General features: G+C 66.4%; 11 protein-coding genes. 5 read left to right on the plus strand and 6 right to left on the minus strand.

Annotation, left to right across the window (positions count from 1 at the left end):
• Positions 1–20 precede the first annotated feature (20 nt).
• The 3 genes from V1Y59_RS17065 to V1Y59_RS17075 all read left to right on the plus strand — a co-directional run bounded on the left by V1Y59_RS17065 (position 21) and on the right by V1Y59_RS17075 (position 4,656).
• Positions 21–2,945, plus strand: a complete 2,925-nt coding sequence (locus V1Y59_RS17065) for a DEAD/DEAH box helicase (RefSeq protein ID WP_330506138.1) — start codon at positions 21–23, stop codon at positions 2,943–2,945.
• Entirely contained in the window at positions 2,942–3,736 is a 795-nt protein-coding gene (locus tag V1Y59_RS17070) for an SWIM zinc finger family protein (RefSeq protein ID WP_330506139.1), read from the plus strand. Before V1Y59_RS17065 ends, V1Y59_RS17070 begins: the two co-directional genes overlap by 4 nt.
• Before the next feature lie 71 nt (positions 3,737–3,807).
• Positions 3,808–4,656, plus strand: coding sequence for an MTB12 C-terminal domain-containing protein (locus tag V1Y59_RS17075; protein ID WP_330506140.1), 849 nt, complete (start codon positions 3,808–3,810; stop codon positions 4,654–4,656).
• A gap of 9 nt (positions 4,657–4,665) precedes the next feature.
• Here the strand turns inward: V1Y59_RS17075 and nrdF are convergent, their stop codons facing one another.
• From nrdF to V1Y59_RS17105, 6 genes are all read right to left on the minus strand, one after another.
• On the minus strand, positions 4,666–5,667 hold the full coding sequence (nrdF, locus tag V1Y59_RS17080) for a class 1b ribonucleoside-diphosphate reductase subunit beta (protein ID WP_160900944.1): 1,002 nt from the start codon (positions 5,665–5,667) through the stop codon (positions 4,666–4,668).
• Between the two features lie 45 nt (positions 5,668–5,712).
• A complete protein-coding gene (locus tag V1Y59_RS17085; RefSeq protein ID WP_330506141.1) occupies positions 5,713–6,456 on the minus strand; it encodes a maleylpyruvate isomerase family mycothiol-dependent enzyme in 744 nt (247 codons plus the stop codon).
• A gap of 13 nt (positions 6,457–6,469) precedes the next feature.
• Complete coding sequence (nrdE, locus tag V1Y59_RS17090) at positions 6,470–8,665, minus strand: class 1b ribonucleoside-diphosphate reductase subunit alpha (RefSeq protein WP_330506142.1); 2,196 nt, start codon at positions 8,663–8,665, stop codon at positions 6,470–6,472.
• 53 nt (positions 8,666–8,718) lie between these two features.
• Entirely contained in the window at positions 8,719–9,207 is a 489-nt protein-coding gene (nrdI, locus tag V1Y59_RS17095; RefSeq protein WP_330506143.1) for a class Ib ribonucleoside-diphosphate reductase assembly flavoprotein NrdI, read from the minus strand.
• A gap of 116 nt (positions 9,208–9,323) precedes the next feature.
• Positions 9,324–9,557 (minus strand): glutaredoxin-like protein NrdH, encoded by a 234-nt coding sequence (gene nrdH, locus V1Y59_RS17100; RefSeq protein WP_330435180.1) that lies wholly within the window; start codon positions 9,555–9,557, stop codon positions 9,324–9,326.
• A 613-nt stretch (positions 9,558–10,170) separates the two neighbouring features.
• Positions 10,171–10,740, minus strand: a complete 570-nt coding sequence (locus tag V1Y59_RS17105) for an NAD(P)H-dependent oxidoreductase (RefSeq protein WP_330506144.1) — start codon at positions 10,738–10,740, stop codon at positions 10,171–10,173.
• A 109-nt stretch (positions 10,741–10,849) separates the two neighbouring features.
• Here V1Y59_RS17105 and V1Y59_RS17110 point away from each other — a divergent pair, with 109 nt between their 5' ends.
• Together V1Y59_RS17110 and hpxO are read left to right on the plus strand one after the other, a co-directional pair.
• A complete protein-coding gene (locus V1Y59_RS17110; RefSeq protein WP_431309202.1) occupies positions 10,850–11,491 on the plus strand; it encodes a TetR/AcrR family transcriptional regulator in 642 nt (213 codons plus the stop codon).
• Between the two features lie 114 nt (positions 11,492–11,605).
• Complete coding sequence (gene hpxO / locus V1Y59_RS17115) at positions 11,606–12,766, plus strand: FAD-dependent urate hydroxylase HpxO (protein WP_330506145.1); 1,161 nt, start codon at positions 11,606–11,608, stop codon at positions 12,764–12,766.
• Positions 12,767–12,794: the final 28 nt, after the last annotated feature.

A 12,794-nucleotide genomic window follows, 5' to 3' on the forward strand; every position in this document is an offset into this window, starting at 1 on the left:
TCGGGCGATGATGGTTCTCGATGCCATTCGACGCACGCTCGCCGACCTCGGTCGAGGACCGGCGCACCCTTCCGCTGCACGGCCTCTGGCGGCCGGGGGTCGGACTCGCCCTGTGGTGGGCCGACGCCGACGCCGGCCCCGACGATCTGCCGCAGACCCTCGCCGATCTGCTCCGACCGCGACGCGCTCGCCGTGAGCTCGGGATCATCGGACCATCCGGTCGGCGGGAATTCGTCGCGACGATGACCCTCGGCGCCGGGTCGGCGGCGGCGTTCCTCGACGTCAGCCGACCCCACCCGGTGAGCGGGGAGATCGCCTGGTGCCGCTACGTACTCGACGGCATCCGTCGTCAGGTGGGATCGGGGGCGGTGGCACCGGGGGCGGCCGAGGTGGCCGGCGAGACGATGATGCGGTGGCAGGCCGTGCCCACACCCGCCTGGCGCAGCTGGGTCGCGGTGGTCACCGCCGCGGCTCCGGCCATCGTCACCGCGAACGGCGGCACCGAGACGGTGAGCGATCTGATCGCCGAACTCCTCGACCACGAGTGCCGCGGCCGGATCGCGGCGGCGGCGCCGATCGGGACCGACGATCGACCCGGCGGATGGCTGGCGGAGGGACTGGGGATCGACCCGCCCGACCTTCCCATGGCGCTCCAACAACGCCTCCGGTCCGCGTCCGCGGCCTGGATGGCCTGGAACTCCGCCGGACCACAAGACGATTCGACCGTGCTGCTACGGCTACACGAACCCGACGACGAATCGGAGGACTCCTGGCGACCCCACCTCCCGGCGGGCACCACGCTGTGGCGCCTTCAGGTGTGCCGCCGCCACCCGGACGGCCGCATCATCGCCGTCGCGCCCCACCGGCTCGACCAACATGAACTCGACCGGGTCACCAGCGCGCTCGCCACCGCGGTCCGCGCCTTTCCCGAACTGTCGCGGGCCGAACCCGACCGCCACACCCTCGACTTCCTGCTCACCACACCGCAGGTCGAGATGCTGTTCACCGACGGCGCGGCCGCGCTCACCGCGGCCGGGTGCCCCGTCCTCCTGCCGCGCACGATCGCGGAGGTCCGACCCACGCTCGGGCTCCGGGCACGACCGGTGGCGACCAGTACCGGGCGCGCGGCGCAGATCGGGGCGGCCGAGATCGACGAATTCGAGTGGCGGCTGGCTCTCGGCGACGATCCGGCCGCCATGACCCTGTCGGACGCCGACCTCGCCGACCTCGCACGACGACAGGGTGATCTGGTGCAGGTCCGAGGTACATGGGTGCGCGCCGAGCACGCCGCTCTCACCAGGGCCGCCGCGTTCGTGATGGCGCAGAAGGCGCACACGGCCTCCGACCATCCGGTCGACATGGGCGAACTGTTCAACCTCGTCGTCGACACCGTGCCGGTGCCGGTCACATCGATCGAAGGCCTGCGCTGGCTCGACGACATCGCCGCGGGTGGTGCACTCCGGCCCACCCCGATCCCGCCACCGCCCATGCTCCACGCCGAGCTCCGCCCGTATCAGCAACGCGGATTGGAGTGGCTGGTCTACCTGTCGACCCATCGGATCGGCGGGGTCCTGGCCGACGACATGGGCCTGGGCAAGACCATCCAGATCATCGCGTTGCTGTGTCACGAGCGTCCGGCGGGTGTGATCGTCGATCCGACGCTCGTCGTCTGTCCGATGTCGGTCGTCGGCAACTGGGAACGCGAGATCGCCCGGTTCGCACCACATCTGCGAGTCGTCGTCCATCACGGGACTTCGCGCGCGGTGCGGTCCACCATCGATGATGTGCTGTCGGGCGCCGACGTGGTGCTGACCACGTTCGCCATCGCGACCCGGGACCGCGAGATGCTCGCCGGACACCGGTGGCGACGCGTCGTCGTCGACGAGGCGCAGCACCTCAAGAACGTGGCCACCAAGGCGTCGAAGGCGGTGCGCGCGGTGCGCGCGGACCATCGGATCGCACTCACCGGCACGCCCGTGGAGAATCGGCTCGAAGACCTGCGCGCGGTGATCGACCTGGTCAACCCCGGTTTGCTGGGTTCGGCCTCGAAGTTCCGTGCACGATTCGCCGAACCGATCGAACGGGATCGTGACACCGCCACGGTCCGGCGCCTGAACGCGCTGACACGCCCGTTCATCCTGCGGCGGGAGAAGACCGACCCGGCGATCATCGGCGACCTGCCGGAGAAGACCGACATCACCGTCCGCACCAACCTGACCGTCGAGCAGGCGGCGTTGTACCGAGCGGTGATCGACGAACTGATGGAGGCGCTGCGCAGCAAACAGCAGCGGACTATCCGGCGCCGCAACATCCTGGCCGCGTTGACCCGCCTCAAACAGGTGTGCAATCACCCGGCCCATTACCTCGCGGACTCATCGGACATGCTGCGCCGCAATCGACATCGCTCCGGCAAGGTCGAGTTGCTCGTCGACATCCTCAGCACTGCCGCCGCGGAGGGTGATCGCGCCCTGGTGTTCACCCAGTTCGCCGCGTTCGGGCAGATGCTCTCGGAGTGGTTGGCCCCGACGCTCGGGGAGCCGGTGCCGGTACTGCACGGTGGGGTCGGTCGCACCGACCGGGACGCGATGGTGGCGCGCTTCCAGGCCGGCGACGGCCCGCCGGCGTTGATCGCGACGTTGAAGGCCGGTGGCACCGGGCTCAACCTCACCGCGGCGAATCACGTACTGCATGTGGATCGGTGGTGGAACCCTGCCGTCGAGGATCAGGCGACCGACCGCGCCTATCGGATCGGGCAACATCAACGGGTTCAGGTGCACCGATTCCTGTGTGTGGGGACCCTAGAGGAGCGCATCGACGAGATGATCGCGGCGAAGCGGGAACTGTCCCGGCTGACCGTCAGCGCGGGCGAGAACTGGCTGTCCGACCTCGGCGACGACGAGCTCTTCGACCTGTTCCGGTTACGCGACGAGGCGGTCAGCGAGTGAGTCCGCGCACCCGTGGTCGGTCGTCGACGCGCGGATATGCGGTCACCCGGTGGGGTCGTGCGTTCGTCGACGTCGTCGAGGGCGCACGTGACGGTGATGCGAATCTCCGGCGGATCACGCAGGCGCGCAGGTACTTCCGTGATCATCACGCCGAGGCGGTGCGGATCGTCGGCGGCACCGTGACGGCGTCGGTGCGCGGGAGTCAGCTCGATCCGTTCGACGTCACCCTGACGATGCGCCCGGTGGACCCGGCGACCGTGGTGGCAATCCTGCGCAGCCGCGATGCGATCGGTGACCTGATGGCGCTGACCCGTGGAGACCAGCCCGCGGCGCTCGGAGCCCTGATCCTGCCCACCGAATCGGCCGACATCGCCGCGGATTGCACCTGCCCGGACTCCTCGTCGAGATGCATCCACGTGCTCTGTGTCGCCTACGAGGTGGCCGCCCAGATCGATCGCGATGCGACGACGCTGCTCACCGTGATGGGCACGGACACCGCCGAACTGCTGGCCGGCGCGAGCGACCACGCCACCGACGACGCATCGTCGGGCGACCACACCGACCCTGCGCAGCGCGACGAGGTGCCCGCCGTCGACTTCTACGGGACGAATGCCGTCCTGCCGCCCCTGCCGAGTCCACCCCGACTCAACCCGATCATGGAGCTCGATCCGGCCGCCCTGCGCAAGGCGCTGCGCGCCTCTGGTATCGCACCCGCCGATATCGGCGAGGCCGTCGATCTGCTCGACGAGCTGTACGAGCGGCTGCGCGACCGCGAAGAGCCGAACCGATAGGTCGAAGGAGTCCGGAAGCCCGCCCTGTATGCTGCGTCACCAAACATTCGGTTCGGGGGACAGAAGTGACCATGGCACATGACAACGATGCGTACGGCAACGACGCGTACGGCACCGAGACGTACGGCACCGAGCCTCATCGGGACGAGCGTGACCCCGGTGGGGTCGACGATCCGCCATCCGGCCGGCGCGGTTCGCGCGTCAACGTCCCCACGGTCATCGCCTCCGCAGGTGTCGCCGCCGTCACGTCGGCGCTGTTCGTGGCGATCGGCGCCATCGGGTTGCTGGCGGTCGACAATGCGCGAGATGGTGACAGCAGCGGCGCCCAACCGACCGTGGTGAATCTGGGCAGCGCACAGGCCGGACAGCAGGGCATTCCGCCGGCTGCGCTACCGCCCGGCGGTGCCGGCGCGCTCCCGCCGACCGACCCAGCGGCCGGGGTCCCGGCCCTTCCGGCGCCTGCCGAACAGGTGCCGGCTGCAGCCGCGCCGGCGGCACCCGCGCCACCCCAGGCAGCCGTGCCTCCGGCTGCGCCGGAGACGACGACTCCGGCACAGACCGCCGCACCCACGGCCCTGTCCCCCGCGCAGCTGAACTCCAAGGTCACCCTGATCATGAACCCCCAGGCCTCCCGAGCCGCGCGGGCCGCCGAACTCGAGGGTGGTGCTCGTGCGCTCGGCGAGGCCGATGCCGTCGCCCGGGCGCTCGCGAGCTACGGGAACATCGGATTCAGCTACGAGATGGTCGGTCCGGTGACGACCAACGGATCCACCATGTCGGCGCCGCTCAAGATGACCCTCGTCGGTCAGGGCTCACGGACACAACAGTTGACGTGGGTCTGGACCGGCGACGACTGGAAGCTGAGCAACCGGAGCGTGTGTGCGGTCACCGCACTCGCGCTCCTGCCCTGCCGGCTCTGACGGACTCGTTCAGAAATCCCAGTCCTCGTCCTCGGTGTTGACCGCCTTGCCGATGACGTAGCTGCTGCCCGAGCCCGAGAAGAAGTCATGGTTCTCGTCGGCGTTCGGTGACAGCGCCGACAAGATCGCCGGATTCACATCTGTCTCGTCCCTGGGGAACATCGCCTCGTAACCGAGGTTCATCAGCGCCTTGTTGGCGTTGTACCGCAGGAACTTCTTGACGTCCTCGCTCAGACCGACCTCGTCGTAGAGCGCCTCGGTGTAGTCGGACTCGTTGTCGTAGAGCTCGAACAGCAGCTCGAAGGTGTAGTCCTTGAGCTCCTGCCGACGCTCAGGGGTCTCCACCTCAAGGCCACGCTGATACTTGTAGCCGATGTAGTAGCCGTGGACGGCCTCGTCACGGATGATCAGCCGGATCAGGTCGGCCGTGTTGGTGAGCTTGGCCCGGCTGCTCCAGTACATCGGCAGATAGAAGCCGGAGTAGAACAGGAACGACTCGAGCAGGGTCGAGGCGACCTTGCGCTTGAGCGGGTCGTCGCCACGGTAGTAGTCCATGACGATCTGCGCCTTGCGCTGCAGCTGCTCGTTCTCCTCCGACCAGCGGAACGCCTCGTCGATCTCCTTGGTGGAGCACAACGTCGAGAAGATGGAGCTGTAGCTCTTGGCGTGCACCGACTCCATGAATGCGATGTTGGTGAGCACCGCCTCCTCGTGCGGCGTGGTCGCATCCGGGATCAGCGAGACCGCACCGACGGTGCCCTGGATGGTGTCGAGCAGCGTCAGGCCGGTGAAGACCCGCATCGTCAGCTGCTTCTCGTACTCGGTGAGGGTGTGCCACGACTGGATGTCGTTGGACACCGGCACCTTCTCCGGCAGCCAGAAGTTGCCGGTGAGGCGATCCCAGACCTCGGCGTCCTTCTCGTCGGGGACGCGGTTCCAGTTGATCGCGGAGACGCGACTCACCAGCTTGATGGGTGCGCCGTCGGCGGGGCTGTGCGGTGCTGCGGTCATCGTTGTCGCCTCCTACGGCGGATGGGTGCGGTTCTGGGTTGGTGGTCAGGTCACATGGACGAGATCGAGGATCGGTACGGGCAACGCGTCATCGCCGACGACGTCGAGGTCTTTGTGCGACCGCCGATGCCAGAGCATGAGGAGCAGATCAGAGATCGGCCCACGCAGCGCGACGTCGGCCTTCGCGTGGCCGCGCCGATGTGAGATTCCTTCGGGTGTGATCTCCCACAGCCATTCACCGTCGTCGATGTCGGTGGCATGCAGGTGGACAGTACGTCCGACGAGGGCCGCGGGAACGCCGTTGCCACGAGCAATGAAACGGGGCGCGAAGACCTCGAGCCATTCGTCGATGCCGTCGACCGCCAGGGTCGGATCGATCGCACGTTGGCCACCGGGAACCGTCGCCGACTCGAGATCCCACCGGTGGACGGCCAGCTCGTTCGCCTGCCGGCGATACCAGAAGGCGACGGTCTTCGGTCCGCCGATCGCGGGGACGGTGTCGTCCGGGTCCTTGGCGGTGAGGGATGCGATCAGCTGATCCCGCCCTTCTCCGTACCAGTCGATCACCGCCTCGCCGGCCGGAACCTCAATCCCGTCATATCCCCGATACAAGCGGGTGCCGTCGATGCGGTCGGCCGCCCACCGATGGACGGCGCCGACATGCCCCAGCAGATCGTGCACTGTCCAGCCCGGGCAAGCCGGGATCTCGGCGCCCAACACCTCGGCACCGGTATCGGCGAGCACCGCGCTCTCGGCGCGGATCGCGTGCAGCCACTCCTCGGGCGTCATCGGTGATCAGTCCTCACAACATGCAGGAAACGCAACCCTCCACCTCAGTCCCCTCGAGAGCGAGCTGACGCAGACGGATGTAGTAGAGCGTCTTGATCCCCTTGCGCCATGCGTAGATCTGCGCCTTGTTGACGTCGCGGGTGGTGGCGGTGTCCTTGAAGAACAAGGTGAGACTCAGCCCCTGGTCGACGTGCTGGGTCGCCGCGGCGTAGGTGTCGATGACCTTCTCGTACCCGATCTCATACGCATCCTGGTAGTACTCCAGGTTGTCGTTGGTCATGTACGGCGCCGGGTAATAGACGCGGCCGATCTTGCCTTCCTTGCGGATCTCGATCTTCGCGGCGACCGGGTGGATCGAGCTGGTCGAGTGGTTGATGTAGGAGATCGATCCGGTCGGCGGGACGGCCTGCAGATTCTGGTTGTAGATACCGTCGCGCTGCACGGCGGCCTTCAGCTCCCGCCAGTCGTCCTGGGTGGGAATGTGAATTCCGGCCTGGCCGAACAGGTCGCGTACCTTCTGGGTCGCCGGCTCCCACACCTTCTCGGTGTACTTGTCGAAGAACTCCCCGCTGGCGTACTTCGACTTCTCGAAGCCGCCGAAGGCATGGCCACGTTCACGCGCGATCTTGTTCGACGCCCGCAGCGCGTGGAACAGCACCGTGTAGAAGTAGATGTTCGTGAAGTCGACACCTTCGTCGCTGCCGTAGAAGATCCGTTCGCGGGCCAGGTAGCCGTGTAGATTCATCTGACCGAGGCCGATGGCGTGGGAGTCGTTGTTGCCCTTCTCGATCGAGGGCACCGAGGTGATCGAGGTCTGATCGCTGACCGCGGTGAGACCGCGGATCGCGGTCTCGATGGTCTGCCCGAAGTCGGGTGAGTCCATCGCCTTGGCGATGTTGAGCGACCCGAGGTTGCACGAGATGTCCTTACCGATGTGCGAGTAGGACAGGTCGTCGTTGAACTCCGACGCGGTGGAGACCTGCAGGATCTCCGAGCACAGGTTGGAGTGGGTGATCTTGCCGTCGATCGGGTTGGCCCGGTTCACCGTGTCCTCGAACATGATGTACGGGTAGCCCGACTCGAACTGCAGCTCGGCGAGGGTCTGGAAGAACTCGCGCGCCTTGATCTTGGTCTTGCGGATGCGCTTGTCCTCGACCATCTCGTGGTACTTGTCCGTGACGTTCACGTCGGCGAACGGCACCCCGTAGACGCGCTCGACGTCGTACGGGCTGAACAGGTACATGTCGTCGTTGTCCTTGGCGAGCTGGAAGGTGATGTCGGGGATCACCACACCGAGCGACAACGTCTTGATGCGGATCTTCTCGTCCGCGTTCTCCCGCTTGGTGTCGAGGAAGCGGTAGATGTCGGGATGATGGGCGTGCAGATACACCGCGCCCGCGCCCTGGCGCGCGCCGAGCTGGTTGGCGTAGGAGAACGAGTCCTCGAGCAGCTTCATGATCGGGATGACGCCCGAGCTCTGGTTCTCGATCTTCTTGATCGGCGCGCCGTGCTCACGGATGTTGGACAGCAGCAGCGCCACTCCTCCGCCGCGCTTGGAGAGCTGGAGAGCCGAATTGATCGATCTCCCAATGGATTCCATATTGTCTTCGATGCGAAGGAGGAAGCAGCTCACCGGCTCGCCGCGCTGCTTCTTGCCCGAGTTGAGGAAGGTGGGGGTGGCCGGCTGGAAACGCCCATCGATGATCTCGTCGACGAGATGACGGGCCAACGCCGTGTCACCGTCGGCCAGCGTCAGCGCGACCATGCACACCCGGTCCTCGAAGCGTTCCAGGAACCGCTTGCCGTCGAAGGTCTTGAGCGTGTAGCTGGTGTAGTACTTGAACGCGCCGAGGAACGTCGGGAATCGAAACTTCTTCGAGAATGCATGCCCGAACAGGAGTTTCACGAACTCGCGGTCGTACTTCGCGAGGACCTCGGGCTCGTAATAGTTCTCCTCGAGCAGGTAGTCGAGCTTCTCGTCGAGGTCATGGAAGAAGACCGTGTTCTGGTTGACGTGCTGCAGGAAGTACTGGTTGGCCGCCTCGCGGTCCTTGTCGAACTGGATGTTGCCGTCCCTGTCGTACAGGTTCAGCATCGCGTTGAGCGCGTGATAGTCCAGTTCGCCGGGCTCGTGGCCCGACGGCCCGGCGTGCACACCGGACTTGCTGGCCGAGGCGGTGTCCGAGACGGGTGCTGCGGTTGGCGACACGAAAGACTCCTGCAGTTGGTGGTGATGACTTGTATATCCGGGCGGTCCGACAACTAGCCGCGCGCGGCGGTCAGTTCGGTCCGCTCCGGGTGGACGAAGGCCGTGCTCTGTGCGAACTCGGCCAGACCGTCCCGCACCCGTTCGACGTCGTCGACTGTGCCCATCAGCTCGAATCGATAGAGGTAGGGCACACGGCATTTGCGCGACACGATGTCGCCGGCAAGACAGAACTCCTCGCCGAAATTGGTGTTACCGGCGGCGATGACGGCGCGGATCAACGCCCGGTTGTGGTGGTTGTTGAGGAATTTGATGACCTGCTTCGGCACGTAGCCGGATCGGTCGCCGGTCGCCTTGCCACCTCCGTAGGTGGGCAGGACCAGTACGAACGGCTCATCGACGGTGAAGGTCGACGGATCGCCGAGAACCGGGATGCGCGCGGCGCGCATGCCCAGCTTCTCGACGAATCGGTGGGTGTTCTCAGAGACCGACGAGAAGTAGACCACCAGGGGGGCGCCGCCGACCGGACTCGAGGTCTCGATCATGACCGACCTCCGTACTTCCGTTTCGACTGCTCGTCACCGAACTACTGCTCTACCCGCCTGCTCCACGACGCACTCATGCCGGACCCGACCTCCCCATCAGGCCGACCGGACCGAGGTCAGGCAGCGGTGGCAGCCAGCGCCTTGATGCGGTCCGGGCGGAAGCCCGACCAGTGGTCGTCACCGACGACGACGACCGGGGCCTGCAGGTAGCCGAGCGCCATCACGTAGTCGCGCGCCTCGTCGTCCTGACTGATGTCGACGACGTCGTACGCCAGCCCCTGCTTGTCGAGGGCCTTGTAGGTGGCGTTGCACTGGACGCAGGCGGGCTTGGTGTAGACGGTGATGGCCATCAAAGTTCTCCTTGCGCAATCTGGCTGTCTGCTTGGATCAGGCTGGTCTGCTGGACGTGGGCCCCGGCCCGCCGGGCGGCCGGTCGTCTCACGTCGGTCGGTCGTCTGTCGTATCCACTGCTGCTCGCTGGGCACGACCCGCAGGGCCGTCACCGTTCTCTCCCGGCCGGGAGAGAACCTGTCACCTCTGTTCAACCCTGCACACTCATCCGGTTCAACACTGTGCGGTGACCAACACTTTCCCAACGTGAAGATGGTGACTCAGATCACCGTCTTCAGCGGCATTCTCCGTCAAATCACATCGATGTACGTCGGCGCCTTGCTGGTGCCCAAAACACTACACCTAGTGTCCGACATTTGGAGTCACCACTAGAAGTTGTGAATAACATTCGTGAAAGTCGCAGGTCGGGCGGCATCCGCAATCGTGAAGCCGGGCGTGTCCGGCGTGTCGTCCACACCCTGTCCACGGACGATCCACAAGGTGTCCCACGACAGTCCACAGGCCGATACGGACAAACGCGCCGTCGTGGGCCTCAGGGCCCACGACGGCGCGCTGTCGTGGTGGTGTCAGACTGTCCGCGGTGGATTCATACAGTCGATTCCGGCGGGAGAATCACGCGTTGACGGACACCTCGTCCAGGAGTCGACCGAGAGCACCGAGCACTCCGGCGACGACGTCGGGATCGGCGAAGCCGTCGTCGGTCAGGTTCGCGCTCTGGATTCCGAACTCGACCTCCTCGACCACATGGCCGCCGGCGATCTTCACCGACTTGCGGGTGTCCTCACGCGACCAGGTGCCGGCGTACCGCCCGAGGGCCGCGCCGATGACGCCCACCGGCTTACCCGAGAGCGCCCCCGCCCCGAAGGGGCGCGACAACCAGTCGATGGCGTTCTTGAGCACCGCGGGCATCGTGCCGTTGTACTCCGGGGTCACCAGCAGCACCGCATCGGCGGCCGCGACGGCCTCGCGGAGCTCGGCCACACCCGCCGGCAGTGCCGCGCCGGACTCGACCGACGGATCGTCGTCCTCGCTGTAGAACGCGAGCTTGCCCAGACCCTCGACGATCGTGACGCTCGTCCCCTCCGGCGCCTTGTCGGCTGCCAGTTGAGCCAGACGCCGGTTGATCGACTCCCGCCGAAGGCTGCCCACCAATGCGACGATCTCCACATTTCGTTCGGTCACGGCGCTCCTCTGAGTAGTTGGTTCGGACAAATGCTTAGCTTGCCGAACGATTGAACGCCTGCACACGCCGACCGATTCCCGCCACACCCCAAGCGTTACCCTCATCACTGTGTCGAACGGTCCGGACGGCGGTCTCATACCCCTGCGCATCGGCGACGGCTTCCGCGACCGTGCCGACACCGAACGGGCCGATGCCGCACGGAATCGTCGGTTGCTGCTGGCCGCCGCCAAGACCCTCATCGACAACCACGGGGCCGCGGCCGTCACCATGGAGGCCGTCGCACGCCAGGCAGGCGTCGGCAAGGGCACCGTCTTCCGCCGTTTCGGCAGCCGCACCGGCCTGATGCTCGCCCTGCTCGACCATTCGGAGGCCGAGATCCAGCGGGCGTTCCTGTCCGGCCCACAGCCCCTCGGTCCGGGTGCCCCGCCGCTGGACCGCCTGCTGGCCTACGGTCGGGCACGACTCAAACTCACCGACGATCACCTCGACGTGCTGATCGAGGCAGGCGCCGCGACCGGCGACTTCATGAATCATCCGGTGTGGGCGGCGTCGAACAGTCATGTGCAGCTCCTGTTGCGCCAATTGGGGTTCGCAGATCAGATCGACGTCGTCGCGACCGCGGTGCAGGCACCGCTGAACGCCGCCGCCGTCAAGCACCTGCGGGACGTCGCCCGGTTGGACCTCGAGACGATCACCGCTCAATGGGAGCGCATGGTGCGCACCCTCGCCGCCGGAGTCGGAACGTCGTGACGTCCGGTCGCCGAGGCCGCGCTGCGCCCACACGTCCGGCGACTTAGCCTTGAAGGATTCGTCGGATCGCCTTCGTGTGCGGTCGGCGACACCAGACAGAAGGGACTCCACGAGGTGAAGGCTGTCATCATCGGCGCCGGTATGGGTGGCCTGAGCGCCGGTATCGCACTCAAGCAGATCGGACTCGACGTCGAGGTCTACGAACAGGTCACGGAGAACAAGCCCGTGGGAGCGGCGATATCGGTGTGGTCCAACGGGGTCAAGTGCCTCAACCACCTCGGACTCGAGAGCGAGACCGCGGCGTTGGGCGGCATCGTCGACACGATGTCCTATGTCGACGGCCTCACCGGCGACACCATGTGCCGGTTCAGCATGCAGCCACTCATCGAGGAGGTCGGCCAACGCCCCTACCCCGTGGCCCGTGCCGAGCTGCAACTGATGCTGATGGAAGCCTACGGGATGGCCGACATCAACTTCGGCAAGAAGATGGTGGCCGTGTCCGACGGACCCGATTCCGCGACAGTGACATTCGCCGACGGCAGCACCGCCGAAGGCGACTTCGTCATCGGCGCCGACGGTGCCAGATCACTGACCCGCGAATACGTCCTGGGACACCCCGCGGAACGCCGCTACGCCGGTTACGTCAACTTCAACGGGCTCGTGGAGGTCGACGACGCGATCGGGCCGGCCACGGAATGGACGACCTACGTCGCCGACGGCAAGCGGGTCTCGGTGATGCCCATCGCCGACAACCGCTTCTACTTCTTCTTCGACGTGACGATGCCCGAGGGACAGCCCTTCGAACGTGGCACCGCACGGGAGGTTCTCGCCGAGAACTTCGCCGGCTGGGCGCCGGGCGTGCAGAAGCTGATCGACAAACTCGACCCCGCGACGACCAACCGCGTGGAGATCCTCGACCTCGACCCGTTCCACACCTGGGTGAAGGGCCGGGTCGCCGTACTCGGCGACGCCGCACACAACACCACGCCCGACATCGGACAGGGCGGCTGCTCGGCCATGGAGGACGCGGTGGCGATGCAGTTCGCCTTCTCCGATCATCCCGACGACGTCCACGCGGCACTCGCCGCCTACGAGTCCGCACGCACCGAACGCGCCGGCGATCTCGTTCTGCGAGCGCGCAAACGATGCGACGTGACACACGCCAAGGATCCGGAGGCGACCGCCGCCTGGTACGACGAGCTGCGCTCCGAGGACGGCACCCGGATTCTCCGGGGCATCGTGTCCAACATCGTCGGGGGCCCACTGACGTCCTGATCGGCAGGCCGGTCGGCGACGGACGGGG

The sequence above is a fragment of the Gordonia prachuapensis genome (assembly GCF_036350515.1).
Classification (GTDB): domain Bacteria; phylum Actinomycetota; class Actinomycetes; order Mycobacteriales; family Mycobacteriaceae; genus Gordonia; species Gordonia prachuapensis.

Excerpts from the sequence above, each read along its gene's own strand:
- nrdI (WP_330506143.1), bottom strand. The coding sequence starts at position 9,207 with ATGATCGAGACCTCGAGTCCGGTCGGCGGCGCCCCCCTGGTGGTCTAC.
- V1Y59_RS17065 (WP_330506138.1), top strand. The coding sequence starts at position 21 with ATGCCATTCGACGCACGCTCGCCGACCTCGGTCGAGGACCGGCGCACC.
- V1Y59_RS17085 (WP_330506141.1), bottom strand. The coding sequence starts at position 6,456 with ATGACGCCCGAGGAGTGGCTGCACGCGATCCGCGCCGAGAGCGCGGTG.
- nrdF (WP_160900944.1), bottom strand. The coding sequence starts at position 5,667 with ATGACCGCAGCACCGCACAGCCCCGCCGACGGCGCACCCATCAAGCTG.
- nrdH (WP_330435180.1), bottom strand. The coding sequence starts at position 9,557 with ATGGCCATCACCGTCTACACCAAGCCCGCCTGCGTCCAGTGCAACGCC.
- V1Y59_RS17075 (WP_330506140.1), top strand. The coding sequence starts at position 3,808 with ATGGCACATGACAACGATGCGTACGGCAACGACGCGTACGGCACCGAG.